Below are 25543 nucleotides of genomic sequence, written 5' to 3' on the forward strand. Positions count from 1 at the left end.
TCCCGTCTGTTCTCGAACTTTCTTTCAGTCTATAGCACCCAGAAAAACTTACTGTAGGGTCAAAGGCCCCCTATTTTGCCGCCGCCGTACGGGACAGCAGTGCGACGATGCCGAGTGTGACGGCGATGATCGCGGCGGCCGTGGCGAAGCTGCCCAGCATTGCCGATTCGTAGGCGTGGGAGGCCGCCTGTCGTATCGCATCGCCCGCCGCGTCCGTGAATCCGGCCGCCTGCTGGAAGTCCAGCGTCACGGATCCGGCGGACCGCGGGTCGAGTCCGGCGGATTGCGCGAGATCACGAAATCCCGCCGTATACAGTCCGCTCTGTATGCTGCCGAAAATGCCCACGCCGATGATGGATCCGAACTGACGGAACACGGTCAGCAGACTGGAACCGGCACCGGACTGTTCGACCGGCACCCGGCCCATGGCCCAGGTCAGCATTGCCGGCTGGCCGACGCCCAGTCCGAAGCCGGCGATCACCTGGCCGACCGCCACCATCGACTGTTCCGCCATTCCGTCGGGCCACCACATGGCGACGCCGATCGTCAGCATGCCCGCGGAAAGGCACACCAGGGCCAGCAGACTCGTGCCGCGTGAACTGATGCGGGAGACGATCCAGTCGTTCATCCTCGCTCCCACGATGGAGGCGACGACCAGCGGCATCAGCAGCATTCCCCCGACCAGCGCCCCGTGACGCAGCACCGTCTCCAGGTAGGCCGGCATGATGAAGATGATGCCGTACATCGAGAAGTTCAGCATCATCAACGCGGGCGTACAGGCCGCGAACGACGGGTCCCGCATCAGGTCGAGTGCCATCAGCGGATTGCGGGACGCGCGGTCGTGCAGCACGAATCCCGTGATCAACATGGCGCCGGCCACCATCGGAATCCACGCGTTCGACGACAGCACACCGTGTTGTGCGTTGACCAGGCCGGCCGAGAACAGGGTGAATCCGGCGAACATCATCGCCACCGACATCCACGGCATATGCAGCGAACGGGATGCGCGCGACGCGCTCGCCTGCGGAACGTTCATATGGATGACCACGATCACGGCGAGGAACACCACGCCGTCGAATCCGAAGATGCCACGCCATCCCAGCGTCGCGGTGAGCACTCCCCCGACGAGCGGGCCGAACGGCACACCCAGCGTGCCGGCTATCGCCCACGCGGTCATGGCGCGGGACAGTTCGGAGCCCCGGAACAGGATGCCGAGCAGCGCCTGTCCCATCGGGATGACCACGCCCGCGCCGGCGCCCATGATCGCTCGTGAGACGAGCAGCACCGGCACGTTCCCTGCCATGAGACCGATCGCGGATGCGACGACGAACATGCCCAGGCCGGCAAGCATGGTCTTGAGATGGCCGAGCCGGTCGCCGAGGAATCCGGCGATCAGCACCACCGCGGCGAACACGAGATTGTAGCTGGACACGATCCACTGCTGCTCCGCCATGCCCGCCCCAAGCGATTCGGCGATGTTCGGCAGGGCCACGTTGAATGCGGTGGTGTTGATCATCATCACCAGTTCGGCCGCGCACAGGCAGATCAGGGAGCGATTCAGGCTCCTGCTTTTCCCTTCCGTATCGTTCATGCCCAACCTCTTTAAGACACCAATAAGTTTCTTATTGTCACGCATGATTGTATCCACACGCAGATAAGAAACGCCGTGGTATCTTGAAAAGGCGGTGTGACCGATCGTCGGGAACACCGCCCATGCCGCGTATTGGAGATGATCATGGAATCAGACACCGCACCGAAACGAACCCGCCGTCGAGGCAAGATTCTGGAGACGGCCATCCTGGAGGCCGCGTGGGAGCAGCTGTCCACATGCGGCGCCGAGGAGTTCACCTTCGACAACGTGGCCGCCAGAGCGCACACCAGCAAGCCGGTGCTCTACCGACGGTGGCCGAACCGCACGGAACTGTTCGTGGCCGCCATGAGGCAGCATCGCAGCCACGCCGCCATCGAACGACCGGACACCGGCACGCTCAGGGGCGACGTCATCTCCATCCTTTTGCAGCTCAACCGCAAACAGTCCGATGCGGTGATGGTGCTGGCCAAGTTCGGCGTCTACGCCAGCTGGCTCGGCGTGAGCGCGCACGAACTGTACGAGCGCACGATGATCAGCGACCAACCCAGCATCATGATGGCCATCGACAACGCGCGGGCGCGCGGCGACATCACCTGCGAGCTGCCGGAATCACTGCTGCGCATGCCCGGAGAACTGGGACGCGCGATCATCCTGCGCGACATGCGCCCCCTGTCCGAAGCGGACATCATCGCCACGGTCGACGAACTGTTCCTCCCCCTCGTCGACCATTACGAACGTCAGGCACGAGCGAAGACCGACGCCGGGCGGTGATATATCAACGAACGACGCAAACCGTTCACCAATTCGGGTTCACGATCTGCATGGCCACGCCATCGTCCATAACGTGGAAGCCGTGACCCTCGTAGAAGGATGCGTTCTTGCTCTCCTCGGGCATGACCTCGATGTAGAAGTAATCACGGTACTTGTCCTTGACCATTTCGATCATACGGCCGGCAATGCCGTTGCCCTGATACTCCGGATCGACCAGCACATAGTGCACGTAGGCCAGCATCGAACCGTCATCCAACGCACGCACGAGACCGACCAGCCGGCCCCCATCCCAGGCGGAGATGACGGTGGACGAGCCCAGCAACGCCTTGTGCAGCCGCTCCGGGTATTCGCCCGACACCCAGCCAACCGAACGGAACAGCTTCTGCACCTGTTCCTGAGTAAACGACTTTTCCTCGGTGAACGTGATGGACATGCTTTCTCCTCTCGATAATCGACAATGCCGAACATCATAACCAGGTGAACAATCGGCGAGCGCGGATTGTCCACCGGAAGGAAACGAGCCATCGGCTGACGAGTTGCAAGCCCAAGCTGATTCTGGCATGATTATCTTGCTTTGTCCGGTAATGGCAAGGCTCCAAGTCGCCGGGGCATTCCCCGGCATTCCCATATCCGACTCAAGGTACTGCGTCGCATGCAGGTCTGATTTCATTCAGATCCACGACTATCATCCCCTGTATCCGGTTATTTCGAGTAGGGAGGAAATCGTTGATGTTGACAGCGGCTTGCGTGTTCGCGATTCTGGCGGGACTGCTTCATGTGCTGATCTTCGTTCTGGAATCGTTTCGGTGGACCGAGCCGAAGACGATGACGACCTTCTCCATCCCTTCGCTGCAGGAGGCGGAGGCGACCAAGGAGATGGCCTACAATCAGGGCTTTTACAATCTGTTTCTCGGTACCATGGCTCTGGTCGGCGCGGGTCTTACCTTGTGCGGGCGGCATGTCGCCGGCGTGACGCTGATGATCGCCGGCACTGCGTCCATGGCGCTCGCCGCCCTGGTCCTGTTCACCGGCAGTCCCGACAAGCGCGGCGCGGCCCTCAAGCAGTTCGCGTTCCCGGCTATCACCCTGCTGCTCCTGTTGCTTTTTGCTATTCTTTAGCACCGATCGTTTTTAATTTATTCACTGAACGAAATCGTCTGCAGCGGTATACGACACGCACCTCGCCCATTCACAACCGATCGGCGATGAGCTCACAGTGTTCGCGGACCACGGCGGCGGATGCGTGGAATCGCGACAGTTCGTCCTCATTGAGGTGCAGGTCCACGAAGTCCCCAACGCCATTGCCGTCAAGTGCGGCCGGCAGTGACAGAAACACATCGTGCTCGTCGTACTCATATTCCCCATCGACCAGTGTCGAAACGGAGACGACGCTGCGCTCGTTCCACAGGATCGTACGCACCAGTCCGGCGATGGTGGCCGCAATGCCGTAGCTCGTGCCGCCGCGCAATCCCTTGATGTCGAGTCCACGCCGTCGGGTCGACTCCTCGATGCCGGCGAGCGTGACGCCGGGATATCGGGACCGGTTGTCCTCAAGATACTGCGCGAAGGACTTGCCGATGAACGAGACCGTGGACCAAGGCACGAACTGGGAATCGCCGTGCTCCCCGATCACATAGCCGGAGACGAGACGCGGATCAAGATGGGTCAGCTCACCGATGAGCGTCTTCATGCGCGCTGTGTCAAGTGCGGCGCCCGAACCAAGCACCTGCTCACGAGGCAATCCCGTTCGCTTCCACGCAAACCAGCTGAGCACATCAACCGGATTCGACACCATGAGGAGAATGCCGTCGAATCCCGAATCCGCGATATGCCGCAGAATCGGGTCGACGATGTCGATGGCGGCACCAAGCTCCTGCATGCGCGTCTCCCCCGGCTTCGGCTTGGGACCGGCGGTCACGATCACCACGTCGGCGCGTCGGCAATCGGCCCAGTCACCAGGACGAATCGTCACGAACCGGCCAAGAAACTCCAAACCGTCGGCCAAATCCATGGCCAGTCCCTTCGCCTTGTCCGGATTATGGTTGATCAGCACCAGTTCGTTGCACAGTCCCTGCTGCACGATGGCGCTCGCCACCGCCGACCCGACGCTACCCGTACCGATGACGACAACACGGCTTCTGTTCGATGTGACCATGATCGTTCCTCTTTTATGCGACAAATCACCTATCTGCAAACGGAACACAGAATACGCCATGCACGCGCATAATGGATACGGGAATTCAACCCAATCAAGGAGGAACGAATCATGGCCATTGAAAACGCCAAGGCGCTGATCATCGTGAACAACTGGGGCATCGAGGAGACCGAGCTGACCCGTCCGCTGCGTGATCTCAAGGCCGCCGGTGCGCAGGTGACGCTCGCCGCCACCACGCTCGACAAGTGCGAAACCGTACAGCATGACCGTTACGAGGGCGAGACACTTACTCCGGATGCCAAGCTGTCTGACGTGCAGGCGGCCGACTACGATCTGCTGGTCGTGCCCGGCGGCACCTGCAACGTGGATCGTATCCGCGTGAATGAGGACGCGATCACGCTTGCGCAGGAGTTCGCCCACGAGGGCAAGCCGATCGCCGCGATCTGCCATGGCGCCTGGCTGCTGGTCAACGCCGGTCTGATCGACGGCAAGACCGCCTCCCCCTGCCGTTACATCGCCGCCGATATCGAGAACGCCGGCGGTCACTACGTCGACAGCCAGCTGACCGTGGACGATGAGAACGGCTGGCGTCTGATCACGTCCCGCAAGCCCGACGATCTGGACTACTTCGTCGGCGCGATCAAGGACACGCTCGCGGCCTGATTCCGGTTCACGACAATAGACACGACAATCGCGCACATCCGCATACCGTCACCGGCCTCCCATCGGACCGTCAGGTGACGGGGGTATGAGCCAATACCTCGTCGGCACTATCGGCGTTCGACAGCAGCATGTCGACGGCAAGCCCGGCGAGGTACTTCGCCATCGGCGACAGCTCCCAGTTCTTACGGGTCACCAGCGCGAACGTGTCATAGATCGGTTCGGCAAGCGACGTGGTGTACACGTTATCGGGGAACCCGTCCGTTCCCACCACGGCACGCGGCAGAATCGTGTCGCCAAGGCCCAGAGACACCAAAGATATCGCGGCATCCACCGATTCGATTTCGATCATCGGATCCAACGTCACGCCGTGCATCTGCGCCTGCTGGGCGAGCTGCCGGCGTGAAGGGTCCCGCCAACCGTGGTGGGCGTCGTACAGGATCAGCGGCTCGTCGCCGATCTTCTCCACGGACATCGGCTTTTCGCAGCGTTCCGGCTTGGAACTGGCCCAGAGGATCTCCTGACGCATCAGGGGGGTAATGGCGAGACCGTCGGTGGGGATGGGCAGACACAGCAGTCCGGCCTCCAGTTCGCCGTCCCGAACCGCATCGGCGACCTCGAACGAATTCTGTCCCACCAATCGCAGGTGCACGTTCGGATGCGCCTCGCTGAACACGGACGCCAGATCGGACAGTCCGTAGTAGCCGGCGTTGCGCAGAATGCCGAACGACACCGTTCCCCCACGGCCCGTAAGCAGCGCATTCAACGCGGTGTCGGCACCCAACGCGCCATCCATGAGGCGTTTGGCCCATGGCAGCAACGTACGCCCAGCGGTGGTGAGCACCAGTCGTCGCCCGCCACGCACGAACAGCTGCAGACCGTAGTTGGCCTCGATACGGCGCACCAGTTCCGACACGGTCGGCTGGGTCATGCCCATGTATTCGGCCGCGGCGGTGAACGATCCCAGGGTGGCAGCGTAGTAGAACGCCTGAATCTGCGTCAATGTCATGGCAAACATGGTGAAACGCCAGTGATGCGAAACGGTATCGCGAATATGTTCGGCATGTAAATCCGGGTAATAATCGAACGGTTTCACGGCATGACCACTCCCCTGCCGCCTTCCATATGATATCGCCGTCATTCCGCATGACATCCGTGTATTTGCAACGGTTTCGGCACGCCAAAACATTCACACGACCTCACAGCCATAGCGTTTTCCTATGGGAAATCAAGGAATCGGTGCTCTTGTACGGGATGTCGTGCCCGCGTATGGTCTGATGGCATCGAAGCCCACCGGCAACGATGACATCCCACAATCATCACCAACACCCGGCACGACCGGGAGTACAGGGAGGAATACCAAATGACCGCTGCGATCCTGACCGACACGGTACGCATGAACAACAACGACGGCACCACCCGCATCGAGAAGGACTGCATCGGCACACTGCCGGTTCCCGCAAACGTCTACTGGGGCATCCACACGCAGCGAGCCATCGAAAACTTCCCGATCTCCGGCGTGCCCGTCAGCCATCACCCGGAACTGATCCGCGCCTACGCGCTCGTCAAGCAGGCCTGCGCCCAGGCGAACGTGACACTGGGCGGCATCACCCGCAAGCAAGGTGCGCTGATCGAACGCGCATGCAAGGACGTGTACGACGGTATGCTTGACGACCAGTTCCCGGTCGATGTGCTGCAAGGCGGTGCCGGCACAAGCACGAACATGAACATGAACGAGGTGATCGCCAACCGTGCGCTGGAATTCGGCGGCTACGAACGCGGCGAATACACGGTCATCCATCCGAATGATACGGTGAACAAGTCCCAGTCGACGAACGACACGTATCCGGCGGCCGTGCGCCTGTCCCTGATCTTCGCGTTGCGCACGCTGATCCGCAGCGTCGATGCGCTGTCCATGTCGTTCTTGGCACTGTCCCGCCGCACCGCCGACGTGGTCAAGCTCGGTCGCACCCAGCTGCAGGACGCGGTGCCCATGACGTTCGGTCAGGAGTTCGGCGCGTTCCACACCACGATCGCCAGCGATTCCCGCAGGCTTTCCGACATGATCGATCGTCTCGCGGTGGTGAACCTCGGTGGCACCGCCATCGGCACGGGCATCTGCGCGGACGCGCGGTTCCGCAGCATCGTCACCGAACGTCTGCGCGCGGTGTCCGGCATTTCCGTGACGTCCGCCGATGATGCGATCGCGGCGACCAGCGATATGGCCGATTTCGTCGACACCTCGTCCGCGGTGAAGCGGCTGGCCGTGCACCTGGGCAAGATCGCCAACGACATTCGTCTGCTCACGTCCGGACCGCAGGCCGGTCTGGTGGAGATCCATATTCCGGCGCGTCAGGCCGGTTCGTCGATCATGCCGGGCAAAATCAACCCGGTGATTCCGGAAAGCGTGAACCAGAGCGTGTTCACCGTGATGGGCATGGACACCACGATCGCGTTCGCCGCCGAGGCCGGTCAGCTGCAGCTCAACGCGTTCGAGCCGGTGATCGCGCATTCGCTGCTCGACGGCATGCTGATCCTCGCCCACGCCATGGATACACTGCGCACCAACTGCGTGGACGGCATCACCGTCAATGCGAGGATCGGACTCGAACGCGCAGAGAACAGCGCTTCGCTGGCCACGTCGCTCAACGGCTACGTGGGATATGAGGAGGCGGTGCGACTCGCGCACAAGGCGCTGGCCGAAGGGCGCAGCGTGCACGACGTGGCCGTGGACGAAGGCAGGATCCGCAAGGAGATTCTGGACGATGTGCTCGACCCGCTGAAGCTGACCCGTCTGGGCCGCTGACGAGTACGGCGTGTCGTTGCTCAGCCGATACGGAAGGTCCAGGGATCGGTGCTGGTCTCGGACAGTGCGATTTCCACGTCCGCGCCGGTCGTTTCCCTGATCGCGGCCGTGACGTCCGGCACCAGATAGTGGAACAGCGAGCGCTCGATGGCCGAATGCGGCGTGTTGATCAGGGCGGGACGGGGTACGCGCTCCCCCGTCCTGCCCTGTCCGACGGCGAATCCCTGTTCGCGCAGCTCCGCCTCGTACAGCGCCTGCTGCCAGGCGTCGGTGGCGGGGTGATGGCGCAGATCGCTGGTGATGTACACATCGGCGCCGCTGGCACGGACCTCGTCGAACATCGAGTCGCCGGAACCGGGCAGCGTGGCGACGGTACGGACCAGCTGGTCGGGGTCGCCCGCCACCTGAATGCCGAGTTCCGTGTGCGGTAGCAGCTCGGCCACGTGTTCCGTGAGCGCGCGCAACGTGACCGGCTCAGGCAGTTCGCCGATGCGGCCGAGTCCGACCGGGTGTTCGCTGGTCGGGTCGGTGATGGGTTCGAGTGGACGCTGGTTGATCAGTCCGAGTCGGTCGGCGAAGGCGTGGGCGGTGCCGCGGTGGGCGGAGTCGGCGTTGGTGTGTCCCACCCAGAGTCCGCAGTGGTTGGCGATCAGCGTGTTGACGATGTCGCCACGGAATCCGAGTCCGGAGATTTGATGTACTGATCGGAAAAACAGCGGATGGTGGGTGATGAGCAGGTCGGCGCCATAGGCCACGGCTTCGGCCACGATCTCATGGGTGGGGTCGACCGCGCAGTAGATGCGTCGGACCGGTCGGGCGAGGTCGCCCACGATCAGGCCGGGCTCGTCCCAGCTTTCCGCGTAACGCAGCGGGTACAGCGTCTCAAGTACGTCGATGACCTGCTTGAGGGTGGGAGGCGTGATCGGTTCGGTCATTTCGACCCCTTTCCGAAGGATGGTTGCGTTCAGTGTGCGGCGAGCTGCCAGTCGTCGCCGATGCCGGTGGAGACGTCGAGCGGCACTTCGAGGTGCACGGCGTTCTCCATGGCGTCACGGATCAGTTCGGTGGCCGTGTCGGCTTCGTTCGGTGCGATCTCCACGACGAGTTCGTCGTGGATCTGCAGAATGATGCGGCTGGACAAACCGTGGTCATGCAGGGCGTCGGCGGCACGGATCATGGCGATTTTCATGATGTCGGCGGCGGTTCCCTGAATCGGCGCGTTGAGCGCGGCACGTTCGGCCGCATCGCGTACGCGACGGTTCGTGGACTTGAGCCCGGGGAAGTACCGGCGACGGCCGAACATGGTTTCGGTGTAGCCGTTGCGTTTGGCTTCGGATACCAAGGACTCCAGGTAATCGTGCACCTTGCCGAACGTGGCGAAGTACTTGTCCTTGAGCACGTCCGCTTCGGCGGGCGATATCTTGAGCTGCTGGGCGAGGCCGTAGGTGCTCAATCCGTATGCGAGGCCATAGCTCATCGCCTTGACGTGGGAGCGCTGGTCGCCGGTGATCTTGTCCACCGGAATCTGGTAGACAAGCGAGGCCACGTACCGATGGAAGTCGGCGCCGGAACGGAACGCCTCGATCAGCGCCTCGTCTCCGGACAGGTGCGCCATGATGCGTAGCTCCACCTGCGAATAGTCGCAGCTCATCAACGACACGAATCCCTCTCCCGGCACGAACGCGCCACGGATCTCGCGACCGGCGGCGTTGCGATTGGGGATGTTCTGCAGATTCGGCGCGGCGGAGCTCAGTCGTCCGGTGGCGGCCACGGTCTGTTCGAACGTGGTGTGGATGCGACCGTCGTCATGATTGACCTCGTCGAGCAGGCTCTGCACGATCTGCTTGAGTTTGTTGGTCTCGCGATGCCGCAGCAGCGCCACGAGGAACGAGCTGGCGCGCTCGTTGTTCACGTTGCGCACGGCCATTTCCTGCAGGGCGGCCGCGTCGGTGGTGTATCCGCCGGATTTGGTCTTTCGCGTGCCGCGCAGCTGCATGTCGTCGAACAGCACCGCCTGCAGCTGCTTGGGACTCTGCAGGTTGATGCGTTTGCCGGCCGCATCCCATGCCTGCTCCTGGGCGTCGCGCGCCTCGGTGGCGAATCGGTCACGCATGGCGATCAGTCGGCCTTCGTCCACGGCCGCGCCGATCGATTCCATGCCGAAGAGCACTTCCGATACCGGCAGTTCGATGGTGTGCAGCAGCGAATACTGTTGCCGGGCCACGACCTTGGGTGCCAGATCATGGGCGAGCGCCCGCACGGCGGCGATGTGGCGGATCACGGACTTCGGCTTGATGGCATCGGATTCGTCGTCGATGTCGAGGGCCAGTTCGCCCTGGGCAGGCTCGTCGTCCTCCTCGATCGGCAGGTCGAGGAAGTGCGCGGCCGCGGCATCCAGCGAATCGGGATGGTAGTCGGATTCCACCAGGTATCCGGCAAGTTGGGTATCGAACCACGGTCGGGGAACGTGAACACCGATGGTGGCAAACAGGTGCGATTGTTCCTTGAGACCGTGCAGCACGCATGCTCCCGCGCGCGCGTCCAGCAGCTGCTGTAGTGCGGTGTGGCATGCACTCGCCTCTGCGGCGGACAGCATCACGGCATGGTTGTCGGGTCCCAGAAGCGCGATCGCATCCAATGTTGTGGCGCCGGGATGGACGTTGCCTTCCGCGTGAAGGATCCAGGATGCTTCCAATGCCAGCGTGGCGTCGGTAAGTTCGCTGTCCGGAACGGTCTTCGACGTGATCGTTGCGGCGATATGCGTGTCGATCCACTGCAGCAGTGATTCGTTGATAGCCTCGGCCGTGGCATCGTCTCCGTCGAGGGAGTCGAGGATCGGTTCCTCGAGCGTTGGCTCGTCGTCGGCGATCTCCGTGTCGGAACCGTCCTCCACAACGCCGCCGGGGAACGCCTTGAGCAGTCGCGTCTTGGTACGAGGACCGAATTCCAGTGAGGCGAAGAGCTTGTCGATTGCCGTGAGGTTCGGCGGGGACATCACCAGATCATTCATGTCGACCCCAAGATCGAGATCGCGAACCAGAGCGTTGACCTTGCGGTTGAGTTTCACCTGCTCGATGTTCTCGCGCAGGGCATCGCCCTTCTTGCCCTTGATCTCGTCGGCGTGTTCGATGATGCCGTCAAGTCCGCCGAACTGGTTGATCCATTTGGCCGCGAATCCGTCGCCCACGCCGGGCACGCCGGGAATGTTGTCGGCGGTCTCGCCTCGCAGTGCTGCCAGATCGGGGTATTTCTGCGGACTGACCTTGTATTTCTCCTCCACGGCTTCGGGCGTCATGTGCTTGAGGTCCTTGAAGTGGTGTCCCGGATACAGCACCGTGATGCGGTCGTCGATCAGCTGGAACGCGTCACGGTCGCCGGACAGCACCAGCGCGTCAAAGCCCGCCTTCTCCCCCATGGTGGCGAGCGTGGCGATGACGTCATCGCCTTCGTATCCGGGTTTTTCGATATAGGTCACGCCCAATGCCTTGAGCATGTCCTGAATCACGGGCAGCTGCGGCAGCAGATCCTCCGGCGCCGCATCGCGCGTGCCCTTGTATTGCGGCAGCAGATCATTACGGAACGTGCCGCCCTTGACGTCGAATGCCACGGCAACGTGGGTGGGATGTTCGTCCAGAATCACTCGCGTGAGCATGTTGGCGAAACCCCACACCGCGTTGGTGGCGAATCCGGCGGATGTGGTGAAGTTTTCGGCCGGCAGCGCGAAGTATGCGCGGAAGGCCAGTGAGTGCCCGTCGACGACGAGCAGTCGATGTTCCGCCGTCGCCCTTTCCGTAGTGAGAGAATCGTGCGAAGACAGAACCATGGATCGACTCAGCCCTGCACCTGCTCGATGACCGCGTCGGCGACTTCCTGCATGGTCAGACGACGATCCATCGACGTCTTCTGAATCCAGCGGAACGCCTCGGACTCGGTGAGGCCCATGTTCTCCATCAGCAGGCCCTTGGCGCGATCGACGCGCTTGCGGGCCTCGAAGCGGGCCTTCATGTCGGAGACCTCGTCACGCAGGGCGTTCATCTGGTCGAAACGGCTGATGGCCACCTCGATGGACGGGAACAGCTTTTCGGGGACGAACGGCTTGACCACGTAGGCCATGGCGCCGGCGTCGGCGGCCTTCTCCACGAGGTTCTGCTGCGAGAACGCGGTGAGCATGACCACGGGGGCGAGATTCTCCTCGGCGATCTCCTTGGCGGCCGTGATGCCGTCCTTGCCAGGCATCTTCACATCCATGACGACGACATCGGGCACCAGTTCGCGGACCAGATCCACGGCCTCCTGGCCGCTGGCCGCCTCACCGACTACGTCATAGCCGGCGGCACGCAACGATTCGACGATATCAAGACGAATCAGGGCCTCATCCTCGGCCACGACGACGGTGCGTCCCTTCGAATCCTCCGACAGCGCATCCATATCAGACATATCCGTCCCTTTCGCGTTTGGAACCATACTGAATCACGTTACATCATCGTAACCAATTCAAATCACGCACTCTGCAACGCAATACATCCATCACGTAAACGATTGCAGGCGCGCACCAACAATCGCCAACGTCAGTGCCCCGGGTGGGACTCGAACCCACACTGTACAGATTTTGAGGCTGTCTCCTCTACCAATTGGGATACCGGGGCAATCCTTAAGAGAGGGTACACCATTTGTCCCCGCGACACAAAAGTTTGGGCCCATCCGCGTGTTTCGCCACACGGATGGGCCCAATGCATGTCGTAAGACACCGTTCAGCGGCTGTACACCGCTAGGTCATCTACGAGTTCACTTGGTGCTGCCGACAGTGTGCACGTAGATGGAGTCGGTGCTGCCGGGCTTGTGGTCGCCCTTGGAGCAGCTGAGCACGACGATGTGGTCGCCGTCCTCGACCTTGCCGGCGGCCTTCAGGGTGGCGTCGGTGAGGGCCATGATCTCCTTGCGGGTCATGTCGTGGTAATCCTTGTCCAGCAGGAAGGCCTCGGTGCCCCAGCTCAGAGCCAGCCAGTGATAGGTGTGCTCGTTGGAGGTCAGACCGTAGATCGGGGCGGCCGGACGCTCACGGGCGATGCGGTGCACGGTGTCGCCGGTCTGGGTGAAGGCGACGATGGCCTTGGCGTTGAGCTTGTCGGCCAGATCCACGGCGGCGGAGGACACGGCGCCGGACTTGGACATGTCGAGGCCCTTGAGCTCCGGGATGCGGTCGAAGCCGTGGGAGGTGGCGTACTCGGAGATGCGAGCCATGGTGGCCACGGTCTCGGTCGGGTACTTGCCGACGGCGGTCTCGTTGGAGGTCATGGTGGCGTCGGCGCCGTCGAGCACGGCGTTGGCGCAGTCGGAGGCCTCGGCGCGGGACGGCACCGGGGAGTTGACCATGGAGCCGAGCACCTCGGTGGCCACGATCACGGGCTTGGCGTACTTACGGGCCAGCTCGATGATGCGCTTGGTGGCCAGCGGGACCTCTTCCAGCGGGCACTCGACGGCCATGTCGCCACGGGCGGCCATGATGCCGTCGAAGGCCTTGACGATGTCCTCGAGGTTCTCCAGAGCCTGCGGCTTCTCGATCTTGGCGACGATCGGGATGCGACGGCCTTCCTCGTCCATGATCTCGTGGGCGCGGTCGATATCGGTGGCGAAACGCACGAAGGACATGGCGATGATGTCGGCGCCGGTGCGGATGGCCCAACGCAGATCGGCCTCATCCTTCTCGGTCAGGGCGGGCAGGCTCACGGCCACGCCGGGCAGGTTGATGCCCTTGTGGGAGGAGACGGGGCCGGCCACGACGACCTTGGTGTGCACGTTGTTGCCCTCGACGCTGGTGACCTCGAGGCGGACCTTGCCGTCGTCGATCAGGATCGGGTCGCCGGGGTGGCAGTCGCCGGGCAGACCCTTGAAGGTGGTGGAGGTGATGGTCTCATCGCCTTCGATGTCGTCGGTGGTGATGGTGAACTCCTGACCGACCTTCAGGTAGACCTTGTCCTCGCCGTCGGCGTTCTTCTTGAACCAGCCGCAACGGATCTTCGGACCCTGCAGGTCAACCAGGGCAGCCACGTTGCGACCGACGGTCTTGCCGGCCTCGCGGAGGTTGTTGTAGACCCTGAGGTGATCCTCGGGCGTGCCGTGGGAACGGTTCAGACGAGCGACGTCCATGCCGGCCTCGACGAGCTTGGTGATGTTCTCGAGGGATTCGGTAGCCGGTCCGATGGTATCTACAATCTTGGCTTTACGCATATTGCCTGCCTATTTCTTCTAGACGGAACGAGGAACAGGATGTTTCCCCGCTGTTGCCATGGATTAGCTTACTAGCTGTTCCAGACCGAGCAAAGCGTAATCACGGCGTGTTGTGTGAGCGTTCACATAGTGGGCACTTCCGGTTCATTATGCACAAAACCGCAAAAACAAAGGCCTTCGCGCATGGCGACCGAATTCCGGCCGGCCATGAACGAAGACCTGAATACACCGTCCTGCGCGATGCGTGCCCGTGCGTGTCATCGTCGCACATGGGCGCCGACGCACACCGTCACGCCGCATCGACGCGTCTTTCACGCATCGCGGAAACGTCAACGGGAGGATCAGTCCTGACCGTCCGTCTTCTTCTCCATCGCCTTCATCTTGATAACGCTGGCGGCGGACGCGATGCCGATCGACAGCACGATCACCGCGAGGGAAAGCCACGTGGGCACTTCGGGAACGGCGTGGATGGGCTGGCCGCCGTTGATGAACGGCAGCGTATTGGCGTGCAGGGCCTCCATGATCAGCTTGACGCCGATGAAGCCGAGCACCACGGACAGGCCGATCGGCAGATACACCAGCTTGTCGAGCAGGGCGCCGAGCAGGAAGTACAGCTGCTGCAGGCCCAGCAGGGCGAACACATTGGAGGTGAACACGATGAACGGATCCTTGGTCAGACCGAAGATCGCAGGAATGGAATCGAAGGCGAACATCACGTCGGTAGTGCCGATCGCGAGGAACACGATAAGCATGGGCGTCCAATACTTCACGCCGTTCCTGGTGGTTCGCAGCTTTTCGCCGTCGTACTCGTCGGAGATGCGAATCACCTTGCGCAGCGTGGCGATCAGAGCGTTCTCATGGTATTCCTCGTCATCGTCCTTGCCGAAGGCGAGCTTGAACGCGGTGACCAGCAGGAACGCGCCGAACAGGAAGAACACCCACGTGAATCGGGTGATGATGGCGGCGCCCAACAGAATGAAGATGCCGCGCAACACCAGCGCGATCGTGATGCCGACCGACAGCACGAACTTCTGCAACTGCTTCGGAACCGCGAAATTCGCCATGATGATGACGAACACGAACAGGTTGTCGATGCTGAGCGAATACTCGGTAAGCCAACCGGAATAGAACTCCAGGGCCGGCTTGGAACCAGCCACGGCCCAGATGAGTCCGCCGAAAATCAGCGCCATGACCACGAAGAACGCGATGTGTCGCACGCATTCCGCAGTGGAGGGCACATGAGGACGACGACCGATGATCAGCAGATCGACGATAAAGAACACGGCGAGCACCGCGAAGGAACTCGCCATAAACCACAGTGGAGTCTCAGCCATGGGTCACCATCATACGGACCGCAGATGACCGAGAGAAGCCACCGCCGCGTTTTCACCACGAAACGATAGGCGCTCTCCCCTACTTGTTCGCTTCGGTCATCTGTCGCAGCTCCTTTTTGAGGTCGCGGATCTCGTCACGCAGTCTGGCGGCGAGCTCGAACTGCAATTGTTCGGCGGCCGTATGCATCTGCTCGCTGAGCTGGCGGATAAGGTCGGCGAGATCCTGCGCCGGCAGACCGGCGGACAGCAGGTCGCGATGACGCTTCTCCGCTTCGTCCGACGAGGACGCGACAGGCACCCCCAGATGCGAGTTGCCGGCCTTGTTGGCGTTGCGATAGCCGCCTTCCAGCAGCGTCTGGGTATCGACGTCCTCCTTGGCGAGCATGTCGTTGACGTCGCTGATCTTCTTGATCAGCGGCTTGGGGTCGATGCCATGCTCCTTGTTGTAGGCGATCTGCTTCGCACGGCGACGGTTCGTCTCATTGATGGCCTTGGTCATGGCCTCGGTGCGTCGGTCCGCGTACATGATCACCGTGCCCGACACGTTTCGCGCCGCACGGCCGATGGTCTGAATCAGCGAACGGTAGGAGCGCAGGAATCCCTCCTTGTCGGCGTCCAATATCGCCACAAGCGAAACCTCAGGCAGGTCAAGGCCCTCCCTGAGCAGGTTGATGCCCACGATCACGTCGATCTTGCCTTCGCGCAGCTCGCGCAGCAGTTCCACTCGGCGCAGCGTGTCCACGTCGGAGTGCAGATACTCCACCTTGATGTCGCGTTCCAGCAGATAGTCGGTGAGGTCCTCGGCCATCTTCTTGGTCAGCGTGGTGACGAGCACGCGTTCGTTCTTCGCCACGCGATCCTTGATCTCGCCGAGCAGATCGTCCACCTGCCCTTCGACCGGACGCACGTCGATCTTGGGGTCGACCAGTCCCGTAGGCCTGATGATCTGCTCCACCACGCCGTCGGACAGTCCCAGTTCGTAGTCGCCGGGCGTGGCGGACAGATAGACCGTCTGGCCGATGCGGTCAAGGAACTCGTCCCATTTGAGCGGACGGTTGTCCATCGCGCTGGGCAGTCGGAAGCCGTGTTCGACCAGTGTGCGTTTGCGCGAGGCGTCGCCCTCGTACATGGCGCCGATCTGCGGGATCGTCACATGCGACTCGTCGATGACGAGTAGAAAATCGTCGGGGAAGAAGTCCAGCAGCGTGTGCGGTGGAGTACCGGGTTCACGGCCGTCGAAGTGCCGGGAATAGTTCTCCACGCCCTGGCACACGCCGATCTGCGACAGCATCTCCAGATCATAGGTGGTGCGCTGGGTGAGACGCTGGGCCTCCAGCTCCTTGCCCTGCTTCTTCAGCACGGCCACACGGTCATCGAGTTCCTCGCGGATGGTCTTGAGCGCACGCTGCATGCGCTCGGGCCCGGCCACGTAATGCGAGGCCGGGAAGATGTGCACTTCGCTTTCGTGGGCGATCTCATCGCCGGTAAGCGGATGCAGCGTGGAGATGCGGTCGATCTCGTCGCCGAAGAACTCGATGCGTACCGCGAGCTCCTCGTATACGGGAATGATCTCCACCGTGTCGCCGCGCACGCGGAACGTGCCTCGGGTGAAGGCGATGTCGTTACGCTTGTACTGCATGTCGACGAACGTACGCAGCAGATCGTCGCGATTGATCTCCTGCCCCTCCTTGAGGAACAGCATGCGTCCGGCGTACTCCTCCGGGGTGCCCAGACCGTAGATGCAGCTGACGGTGGCCACGACCACGCAGTCACGCCGTGTGAGCAGGTTCGCCGTGGCGGCGTGACGCAGTCGTTCCACGTCGTCGTTGATGTTGGAGTCCTTCTCGATATACGTATCGGTCTGCGGAATATACGCCTCGGGCTGATAGTAGTCGTAGTAGCTCACGAAGTAGCTCACGGCGTTGTCGGGCATGAGCTCGCGGAACTCGGCGCACAGCTGCGCCGCCAATGTCTTGTTCGGTTCCAGGATGAGCGTGGGACGTTGCAGCCGTTCGATGAGCCATGCCGTCGTGGCGGTTTTACCGGTACCGGTGGCGCCCATGAGCACCACATCGTTCTCGCCGTTCTCGATGCGCGTGGCGAGCTCCTCGATCGCCGCCGGCTGATCGCCGCTTGGACGATACGGCGATTTGACCACGAAAGGACGGTTCGTTCGTTCGATGTTGTAGCCCATGCAATGCCCCTGCTGTCTGCCTCGTTCGACGTCCGTCGTCCGAAATCGTCAGTACGACGGATGCGTCAGTACGTGATACAGCCTATCAACATCTTCAAACATTTGTTCTAGAGGCTTGGTGGAGTCGATCACGTAATCGCAGATATCGAACCGCTGCTGCTGCGAAGCCTGATTGTTGATGCGCGCGACGGCGTCCTGACGCTTCATGCCGCGATTGCGGATCATACGACGGATACGTGTCTCCTTGGGCGCCTCTACGGTGATGATCGCGTCGAAGTAGTCCCACCGTGACGTCTCCACCAGCAGAGGAATGTCATGGATCACCAACCGACGGGTGCCGTCCTTCGGTTCGGGATGCGTATCCAGCCACTGGTATTCCAGACGCCCGGCCTCGCGGAACACGATCGGATGCACGATGTCGTTGAGCTCCTGCAGCTTCTCCGGATCGGAGAACACATGGGCCGACACCCATGCCCGGTTCATCTCGCCGTCGCGGCCTCGGGCACGGCGGCCAAACCGCTGTATCACCTGGTCAAGCCCCTCGCTGCCCTTGGCCACCGCCTGTCTGGCCAGCTGGTCGTAATCGATCACATAGGCGCCAAGCTGCACGAAACGTTTGGCCACGGTGCTTTTGCCGGCCGCGATGCCTCCGGTAAGACCTACACGAGTGAACATTCTCATCTCCTCACATCGGCCCATGGGCGTCTTCGCCCCCGGCCGCCTTCGACTCGAACGTTTTCAGTCTACAGAAAAACCCGGCTGCCATTGGGTAATGACAACCGGGTTTCATCGTTTAGTCAGCTATGCGACGGAACGAGTTCACTTCTTCTCGTTGAGCAGCTGCTCGCGCAGAGCGGCCAGCTGATCGTCGGAAGCAAGGGTGCCCTCGGACGTGCTCTCGGAAGAGTAGTTGGAGGTCTCCTCGACCTTCTCTTCCTTCGGCTCGCCCTGGCCATCGGCAGCGGCGGAAGCCTCGGCGTTCTCGAGCTCCTTGGCGACGAACTCCTTGTGCTGCTCCCACAGATCGTGGGCGGCAGCGTACTGGGCTTCCCACTCCTCGCGCTGCTTCTCGTAGCCAGCGATCCACTCGTTGGTCTCCGGGTCGAAGCCTTCGGGGTACTTGTAGTTGCCCTGCTCGTCGTACTCGGCCGGCATGCCGTACAGCGCCGGATCGAAGTCCTCGGAGGAGATGTCGACGGAGTCGTTGGCCTGCTTGAGGGACAGGGAGATACGGCGACGATCGAGATCGACGTCGATCACCTTGACGAACACCTCTTCGCCCGGCTTGACCACGGTCTCCGGGTTCTCCACGTGGCGGTTGGCCAGCTCGGAGATGTGCACCAGACCCTCGATGCCATCATCCACGGAGATGAACACACCGAACTGCACGATCTTGGTGACCTTGCCCTTGACGATCTGGCCGGGAACGTGGGTGCGAGCGAAGCGCTGCCACGGATCCTCCTGGGTGGCCTTCAGGGACAGGGAGATGCGCTCGCGATCGAGATCGACGTCGAGCACCTCCACGGTGACCTTGTCGCCGACCTTGACGACCTCGGACGGGTGGTCGATGTGCTTCCAGGACAGCTCGGACACGTGGATCAGGCCGTCAACACCACCGAGATCGACGAACGCGCCGAAGTTGACGATGGAGCTGATGACACCTTCGCGGATCTGGCCCTTCTTGAGCTGCGAGAGGAAGGTCTCGCGCACTTCGGACTGGGTCTCCTCGAGGTACTGGCGACGGGACAGGACCACGTTGTTGCGGTTCTTGTCGAGCTCCAGGATCTTGGCCTGGATCTTCTGGCCGATGTAGGGGGCCAGGTCGCGCACGCGGCGCATCTCGACGAGGGAAGCCGGCAGGAAGCCACGCAGACCGATGTCCACGATGAGGCCGCCCTTGACGGCTTCGATGACGGTGCCTTCGACAACGCCATCGGCTTCCTTGATCTTCTCGACATCGCCCCAGGCACGCTCGTACTGGGCGCGCTTCTTGGACAGAATCAGACGGCCTTCCTTGTCTTCCTTGGTGATGACAAGGGCCTCGACGGTATCGCCGACCTCGACGACGTCGTCGGGATCGACGTCCTTCTTAATGGAAAGCTCACGGGAGGGGATCACGCCCTCGGTCTTGTAGCCGATATCCAGGAGCACTTCGTCGCGATCGATCTTCACGACGGTGCCTTCGACCAGATCACCATCATCGAAGTTCTTGATGGTGGAATCGACTGCCTTGATGAAGTCCTCTTCGGTGCCGATGTCGTTGATGGCGACCTTGGTGACCTCTGCGTTGTTCTCTGCCATGTAAATGTACTGGTTTTCTAATAGTGGGTGGATAAGAATCGATATTCAGTTATCGTGTGCCCCTGCGGGCACGCACAAGGAAATAGTCTAGCCGAATGCATGGTCAAGAAATCCGGGCGTGTCGCGCTCGGCTGAAAATATTTCGTCAGCGCGTTACTCCCCTGCGGAATCCGCGGAATTCGAGGGGTCGGACGACGACGAATCGGACTGGCCGGACGACGAATCGGAAACGCCATTCTGATCGGCCTGTCCCGACTCGTCCGACTGATCGTCGGCGAGCGCCTTGTCGAACTGGGAGATCAGGGAGTTCATCCATGCGATCAGTCCGGTGGCGTTGTCGGGGACCTGTTCGGTCACATCGACCACGGGTACGCCGGCGTCATCGGCCGCCTTGGTGATCATTGCGGTCATGTCGGACTCCTCCTGGGGGTTGTTGATGAGGAGGGAGGCGGTTTTGGAGGTGAGCGTCTTCTGCATCTTCTGTATGTCGGCGGGCGCCGGCTCGCTGTCGTTGAGCATGGCCTGGGTGTAGGACTGCGGGGTGACGTCGGTGAGTTTGAGGTCGCTCATCAGGTAGTAGGCCACGGATTCGGTGGCCGCGTAGGTGGCGTTGGGGTGTTCTTTGGAGAAGACGGCCATGGTCTTCTCGAGTTCGCTTTCGCTTTTCTTCCATGTGGCGAGGCGCTGCGAGAAGTATGTCTTGGCTGAGGGGTCGGCCTTGCCGTAGGCGTCGGCGATCTCCTTGGCCACGGCGGTTCGCGCGTCGCTGGAGAACCAGAGGTGTGGGTTGTCGCCGTCGGAGGCGCCCACGGTGTCGGCTGCGTTCACCACGGTGTCGGCGGCGGTGGTCGCCTTGGTGGCCCATTCGTCGTATCCGGCGCCGTTGACGATGAGGACGGTCGCCTTGGATATGGTGGCGATGTCGCTGGTCTGCGGTTCGAAGTCGTGGGCGTCGACGTTGGTGGTGCCGAGGATCGAGGTGACGGAGACCTTGTCTCCGCCGATTTCCTTGGCAAGCATGCCCCATTGGTTGATCGAGGCGACCACGGTTATGGTGGTGCCGGCTGTGGATGAGGACGACGACGTTGCGCCGTCCGATGCCGAGGATCCGCATCCTCCGACCGAGACCATGATGGCGCAGGCCATCACCGCTGCGACTGCCTTGCCGATGTTGGCGGAAAACGTCATGACTTCCTCCGGTGGTTCATACGTTGGTTTCCACATGCTGCCCTGTGCGGGATTCGTTGTGTTCGGCGCATGTTTCGATCGGTCGAGACATGCGCCGAAACATGGACGATTCCGTTCTATGGAATGATCTCACGATAGCCCATGAGGCGGAGTATCGTGACAGGACACGTGATAGGCGCCGTGAGACGGACGCCGTGGAACGCTTCGATGTAAGCAAGGAGAGAATATCGATGGCACTTCGACTGGATGGCAAGCAGGCGGCAGCCACCATCAAGGCTGATCTGGCACAGCGTGTGGAGCAGCTGAAATCCAAGGGGATCACCCCCGGTCTGGGCACGCTGCTGGTCGGCAACGACGCCGGCAGCGTCAAGTACGTGGCGGGCAAGCACCGTGACTGCGCCGAGGTGGGCATCGCCTCCATCGCCGAGGAGCTTCCCGCCGAGGCGAGCTTCGACGATATCGCCGAGGCGATCCAGCGACTGAACGCCAATCCGGCGTGTACCGGATTCATCGTGCAGCTGCCCTTGCCCAAAGGCATCGATGAGAACGCGGCGATCGATCTGATCGATCCGAAGAAGGATGCGGATGGCATGCATCCCTACAATCTGGGCGAGCTGGTGCTGCATCCGCGTGGCGAGCTCGTGACCCCGCTGCCCTGCACCCCTCGTGGCGTGGTGGAGCTGCTGGCCATGAACGGCATCGATCTCAACGGCAAGCATGTGGTGGTGTTGGGTCGTGGCATCACCATCGGCCGTACGATCGGTCTGCTGATCAGTCGTAAGGAGATCAATGCCACGGTGACGCTGTGCCACACCGGCACGAAGAACGTCCATGAGATCATGCGTTCGGCCGATGTGATCGTCGCGGCGATGGGCAACGCCCATTTCGTCAAGCCCGAGGATGTGCGGCCGGACGCCGTGCTCGTCGACGTCGGCGTAAGTCGTGTGACCGATCCCGAGACCGGCAAGTCGAGGATTCTGGGCGATGTGGATCCGGCGGCGCGTGAGGTGTGCGCGGCCTATACGCCGAATCCCGGCGGCGTGGGACCGATGACCCGCGCCATGCTGCTGCGCAATGTGGTGGACATCGCTGAGCGTCTGGCGTAGGCTCCGGCCGTCGTCGTGACATGCAGGCCCGGGGTTCCCGGTGGCCTGCATGTCACGAGGGGTGTGGCATCCCAAATCAGGGGTGCCGCACCCTTCGTCGTTTTTCGGGCTCTTCGCCCGCCCTGTCCATGGCGCGGATGCGGACACGTCGGAATTGGACGAATCCATCAAATACTGATTATTATTCTCAATAGCAATATTGGAACCAGCCATCAGTAGGAATGAATCATGTCAGCAACTCCCGTTCTCTCCGGCACCGCCACGGGCAACGTCGCCGTGACGGACGCCGTCGTGCTGCGCGACGCCGAGGTGCATCGTGGCGGCAGAACCATCTGGTCGCACGGCAATCTCGCCATTCCCGCCGGCACGGTGACCGCCATCGTGGGCACCAACGGCGCGGGCAAGACCACGCTGCTCGACGCCGAACTCGGTCTGGTGCCGCTCTACGCCGGCTCCATCACCGTCATGGGACGGCCGGCCGGACAGAACAACGGCATGATCGGCTATGTTCCGCAGTCGTATATCGCCGGACTGGATTCAAACATCACGGCACGCCAATCGGTGATTCTGGGGCTGACCGGCACCCGGTTCGGCATTCATTTCGTCACCAAGGAGGAGAAGGCACGCGCCCAGCAGGTGCTGGAATTCGTCGGCCTGGCCGACAAGGCCGACTACCGGCTCAGCGAACTGTCGGGCGGACTGCGGCAGCGCGCCGCCATCGCACAGGCGCTGGTCGGCGACCCCAAGCTGCTGCTGCTCGACGAACCACTCGCCAACCTCGACATGGCCAGTCAGAGGGCCGTGGTGGAGCTGCTCGCGCGGTTGAACCGCGAATGGGGCATGACCATTCAGGTGGTGGCCCACGATCTCAACATGCTGCTGCCGATCCTCACGGGCGCGATCTATCTGCTCGACGGCCATCCGCACTACTCCCCCATCAGCTCCGTGCTCGACTCCGATCTGCTCACGCATCTGTACGGCACCCGCATCGAGGTGGTGACCACGCCGCAGGGCGACATGTTCGTCACCCCCGACCGCACGCTGGAGCCCAAGGAGCGGGATCAGGACACGCACGACACGGCCGAGGCCGCGCACTTCCACGAGCATCATCACCCGAATCCGTCGAAGGAGAACAACCGATGAACGTCACATTCGCATTCGATCCCGAATGGCTGTCGGTGCTTACCGCCCCCTTCATGACGAACGCCATCGAGGCGGGTCTGCTCATCGCACTGTCCGCGGGCATCATGGGCTATTTCACCATCACCCGGCACTCCACCTTCGCCGCGCATGCGCTGGCCCATATCGGACTGCCAGGAGCCACCGGCGCGGTGCTGCTGGGACTGCCCGTCTCGCTGGGTCTGGGCGCCTTCGCCCTTGGCGGGGCGCTGGTGATCGGGGCCTTGGGTAAGAAGGTGTCGGAGCGGGAGATCGCCACGGGTACCGTGCTGGCGTTCGCCACCGGTCTGGGTCTGTTCTTCGCGCGACTGTCCTCCAGCGCGTCCCAGCAGATGCAATCGATCCTTTTCGGTTCGATCCTGACGATCACCGATGGGCAGATCGTCGGATTCGCCATCTTTGACGTGGTGCTGCTCGTCCTGCTGGCGCTGGTCTACCGGCCGCTGCTGTTCAGCTCGCTCGACGAGCAGGTGGCCCGCGCCAAGGGCGTGCCGATCTCGCTGATGAACGTGCTGTTCATGGCGATTATGGCCGGTGTGATCACCGTGGCCGTGCCCGCCGTGGGAACGCTGCTGATCTTCGCGCTGGTGGTGACCCCGGCCGCCACGGCGTCGATGATCACCCGCTCGCCGTTCGCCGCCATCGTGGTGTCATGCATACTGTGTCTGATCAGCATCTGGGGCGGTCTGGTGCTGTCCGCCATGTTCCCCACGCCGCCCAGCTTCGTCATCGTGACGTTGAGCACGCTGATGTGGGCGGTGGCCAAGGCCGTATGCGGCAGAAAGCACTGAGCTTCGGGAAACCGAGACGCTAACGGGAGACGAGTGCGGTGGCGATGGCGGCGATGCCTTCGCCCCGCCCCGTGAATCCCATGCCGTCCGTGGTGGTGGCGGTGATCGTCACCGGCGATCCGAGGGCATGGGTCATGGCCTCGCACGCCTCCTGACGGCGTTTGCCGATGCGCGGGGCATTGCCCACGATCGACACCGAAACGTTGATCACCCGCCAGCCGGACGACGTCACACGGTCGTGTACCAGCCGCAGCATGTGGTCGCCGTGCATGCCGGCGCCCATCGAATCGGCGCCGACGCCGAACATCGAGCCGATATCCCCCATACCGCAGGCCGACAGCACGGCGTCGACCACGGCATGCGCGGCCACGTCGCCGTCGGAATCGCCGTCGATGCCCTCCACGCCACGCTGTTCGTCATCCACCCAGCGTAGGCAAGCCAGCCACAGCGGCTTGTGCGTTCCGGATTCAGCGAAACGGTGCGCGTCGAATCCCTGTCCGATGCGCACCGCGGTCGGATCGGTCATCACTTGGCCTTGCGGGTCGACTTCTTCTTGCCCTTGGCGGCCTTGGCCTCCGCCTCGATACGGGCCAGCGTGTCGGCGGCAGGCTCCTTGGGGGCCTTGGTGTGATGCTTCTCGTCGCCCGGCTCGGGATCGCGGTAGCCAAGATTCACGTCGAGCAGACGCTGGGTCTCCTCCTCGCTGAGCTTCTCGCTAAGCGAGATCTCGGACGTGAGGATATTGCGGGCCTTGGTGAGCATGCGCTTCTCACCGGCGGACAGACCGTGCTCGTCGTCGTCACGCTGCGCGAGATCGCGGACCACCTCGGCGACCTTGTTCACATCGCCGGTCGCGATCTTCTCGACGTTGAGCTTGTAGCGACGGGACCAGTTGGTCTTCTCCTCGACGATCGGCGTGCGCAGGATCTCGAACACCTTGGAGACCGCCTTGCCGTCGACGACATCCCTCACGCCGACCTTCTTAACGTTCTCCTCGGGGATCTGAATGACAAGACCGTCGGAGGACAGCACGGAAAGCTTGAGATACGTGCGCTTGACGCCGTTCATCTCCCTTTCGGTGATCTCAACGATCTTCGCGGCACCATGGCGCGGGTAGACAACGGTATCGCCAACCTGATAAGTCATAAAGACAGCCCCTCCAAATGATTATAGAAGACATTTCATAGTCGCATATCGTATGGACGACAACGAATTCGCACGATCCGACGCCCACGGAAA

At 62.1% G+C, this 25543-nt stretch carries 22 protein-coding genes and 1 tRNA gene; 7 read left to right on the forward strand and 16 right to left on the reverse strand.

Going from position 1 to position 25543, the window contains the following annotated elements:
• Positions 1 to 70 precede the first annotated feature (70 nt).
• Positions 71 to 1591, reverse strand: a complete 1521-nt coding sequence (locus D2E23_RS01380; RefSeq protein WP_164520617.1) for an MFS transporter — start codon at positions 1589 to 1591, stop codon at positions 71 to 73.
• A gap of 144 nt (positions 1592 to 1735) precedes the next feature.
• Between D2E23_RS01380 and D2E23_RS01385 the strand changes: the two genes are divergently transcribed.
• Positions 1736 to 2362, forward strand: a complete 627-nt coding sequence (locus D2E23_RS01385; RefSeq protein WP_164520618.1) for a helix-turn-helix domain-containing protein — start codon at positions 1736 to 1738, stop codon at positions 2360 to 2362.
• A gap of 25 nt (positions 2363 to 2387) precedes the next feature.
• On the opposite strand, the gene D2E23_RS01390 is transcribed toward D2E23_RS01385, so the two are convergent.
• Positions 2388 to 2795 (reverse strand): GNAT family N-acetyltransferase, encoded by a 408-nt coding sequence (locus D2E23_RS01390; protein WP_126029210.1) that lies wholly within the window; start codon positions 2793 to 2795, stop codon positions 2388 to 2390.
• Between the two features lie 296 nt (positions 2796 to 3091).
• Here D2E23_RS01390 and D2E23_RS01395 point away from each other — a divergent pair, with 296 nt between their 5' ends.
• Positions 3092 to 3481, forward strand: coding sequence for a DUF1304 domain-containing protein (locus D2E23_RS01395; protein WP_126029211.1), 390 nt, complete (start codon positions 3092 to 3094; stop codon positions 3479 to 3481).
• Positions 3482 to 3551: 70 nt separating this feature from the next.
• Here the strand turns inward: D2E23_RS01395 and D2E23_RS01400 are convergent, their stop codons facing one another.
• Positions 3552 to 4517 carry an L-lactate dehydrogenase gene (locus tag D2E23_RS01400; RefSeq protein WP_126029212.1) on the reverse strand — a complete coding sequence of 322 codons (966 nt, stop codon included), beginning with the start codon at positions 4515 to 4517 and terminating at the stop codon, positions 3552 to 3554.
• A gap of 111 nt (positions 4518 to 4628) precedes the next feature.
• Between D2E23_RS01400 and D2E23_RS01405 the strand changes: the two genes are divergently transcribed.
• Positions 4629 to 5180, forward strand: coding sequence for a type 1 glutamine amidotransferase domain-containing protein (locus D2E23_RS01405; RefSeq protein WP_126029213.1), 552 nt, complete (start codon positions 4629 to 4631; stop codon positions 5178 to 5180).
• A gap of 70 nt (positions 5181 to 5250) precedes the next feature.
• Here D2E23_RS01405 and D2E23_RS01410 read toward each other — a convergent pair whose 3' ends face one another.
• The gene (locus tag D2E23_RS01410; RefSeq protein ID WP_126029214.1) at positions 5251 to 6186 is read right to left on the reverse strand and encodes a LysR family transcriptional regulator; all 936 of its coding nucleotides are present in this window, start codon (positions 6184 to 6186) and stop codon (positions 5251 to 5253) included.
• Positions 6187 to 6573: 387 nt separating this feature from the next.
• Between D2E23_RS01410 and D2E23_RS01415 the strand changes: the two genes are divergently transcribed.
• Positions 6574 to 7983 (forward strand): aspartate ammonia-lyase, encoded by a 1410-nt coding sequence (locus D2E23_RS01415; RefSeq protein WP_206431973.1) that lies wholly within the window; start codon positions 6574 to 6576, stop codon positions 7981 to 7983.
• A gap of 20 nt (positions 7984 to 8003) precedes the next feature.
• On the opposite strand, the gene D2E23_RS01420 is transcribed toward D2E23_RS01415, so the two are convergent.
• The 10 genes from D2E23_RS01420 to D2E23_RS01465 all read right to left on the reverse strand — a co-directional run bounded on the left by D2E23_RS01420 (position 8004) and on the right by D2E23_RS01465 (position 21228).
• Positions 8004 to 8918, reverse strand: a complete 915-nt coding sequence (locus D2E23_RS01420; protein ID WP_126029216.1) for a Nif3-like dinuclear metal center hexameric protein — start codon at positions 8916 to 8918, stop codon at positions 8004 to 8006.
• Between the two features lie 29 nt (positions 8919 to 8947).
• Entirely contained in the window at positions 8948 to 11806 is a 2859-nt protein-coding gene (gene polA / locus D2E23_RS01425; protein ID WP_126029217.1) for a DNA polymerase I, read from the reverse strand.
• An 8-nt stretch (positions 11807 to 11814) separates the two neighbouring features.
• Positions 11815 to 12420, reverse strand: a complete 606-nt coding sequence (locus D2E23_RS01430; protein WP_375137732.1) for an ANTAR domain-containing response regulator — start codon at positions 12418 to 12420, stop codon at positions 11815 to 11817.
• A gap of 135 nt (positions 12421 to 12555) precedes the next feature.
• Positions 12556 to 12629, reverse strand: a tRNA-Leu gene (locus D2E23_RS01435).
• A gap of 139 nt (positions 12630 to 12768) precedes the next feature.
• Complete coding sequence (gene pyk, locus D2E23_RS01440) at positions 12769 to 14211, reverse strand: pyruvate kinase (protein ID WP_126029218.1); 1443 nt, start codon at positions 14209 to 14211, stop codon at positions 12769 to 12771.
• 341 nt (positions 14212 to 14552) lie between these two features.
• Complete coding sequence (locus D2E23_RS01445; protein ID WP_126029219.1) at positions 14553 to 15545, reverse strand: TerC family protein; 993 nt, start codon at positions 15543 to 15545, stop codon at positions 14553 to 14555.
• A 79-nt stretch (positions 15546 to 15624) separates the two neighbouring features.
• A complete protein-coding gene (gene uvrB, locus D2E23_RS01450) occupies positions 15625 to 17739 on the reverse strand; it encodes an excinuclease ABC subunit UvrB (RefSeq protein WP_126029220.1) in 2115 nt (704 codons plus the stop codon).
• 48 nt (positions 17740 to 17787) lie between these two features.
• A complete protein-coding gene (gene coaE, locus D2E23_RS01455) occupies positions 17788 to 18414 on the reverse strand; it encodes a dephospho-CoA kinase (RefSeq protein ID WP_206431966.1) in 627 nt (208 codons plus the stop codon).
• 144 nt (positions 18415 to 18558) lie between these two features.
• Positions 18559 to 20040, reverse strand: coding sequence for a 30S ribosomal protein S1 (gene rpsA, locus D2E23_RS01460; protein WP_093961487.1), 1482 nt, complete (start codon positions 20038 to 20040; stop codon positions 18559 to 18561).
• A 153-nt stretch (positions 20041 to 20193) separates the two neighbouring features.
• Entirely contained in the window at positions 20194 to 21228 is a 1035-nt protein-coding gene (locus tag D2E23_RS01465; protein ID WP_240541517.1) for a metal ABC transporter solute-binding protein, Zn/Mn family, read from the reverse strand.
• 230 nt (positions 21229 to 21458) lie between these two features.
• Between D2E23_RS01465 and D2E23_RS01470 the strand changes: the two genes are divergently transcribed.
• From D2E23_RS01470 to D2E23_RS01480, 3 genes are all read left to right on the forward strand, one after another.
• A complete protein-coding gene (locus D2E23_RS01470) occupies positions 21459 to 22334 on the forward strand; it encodes a bifunctional methylenetetrahydrofolate dehydrogenase/methenyltetrahydrofolate cyclohydrolase (RefSeq protein WP_126029222.1) in 876 nt (291 codons plus the stop codon).
• A 228-nt stretch (positions 22335 to 22562) separates the two neighbouring features.
• A complete protein-coding gene (locus D2E23_RS01475) occupies positions 22563 to 23477 on the forward strand; it encodes an ABC transporter ATP-binding protein (protein WP_126029223.1) in 915 nt (304 codons plus the stop codon).
• A complete protein-coding gene (locus D2E23_RS01480; RefSeq protein ID WP_126029224.1) occupies positions 23474 to 24304 on the forward strand; it encodes a metal ABC transporter permease in 831 nt (276 codons plus the stop codon). The genes D2E23_RS01475 and D2E23_RS01480 overlap by 4 nt, the downstream gene beginning before the upstream one ends.
• A 19-nt stretch (positions 24305 to 24323) precedes the next feature.
• Here the strand turns inward: D2E23_RS01480 and ispF are convergent, their stop codons facing one another.
• Positions 24324 to 24830, reverse strand: a complete 507-nt coding sequence (ispF, locus tag D2E23_RS01485; RefSeq protein WP_126029225.1) for a 2-C-methyl-D-erythritol 2,4-cyclodiphosphate synthase — start codon at positions 24828 to 24830, stop codon at positions 24324 to 24326.
• Positions 24830 to 25450: a CarD family transcriptional regulator gene (locus D2E23_RS01490; protein ID WP_093961481.1), complete on the reverse strand. Its 621-nt coding sequence runs from the start codon at positions 25448 to 25450 to the stop codon at positions 24830 to 24832. Before D2E23_RS01490 ends, ispF begins: the two co-directional genes overlap by 1 nt.
• Positions 25451 to 25543 lie beyond the last annotated feature (93 nt).

Source organism: Bifidobacterium callimiconis (genome assembly GCF_003952005.1).
Lineage (GTDB): Bacteria > Actinomycetota > Actinomycetes > Actinomycetales > Bifidobacteriaceae > Galliscardovia > Galliscardovia callimiconis.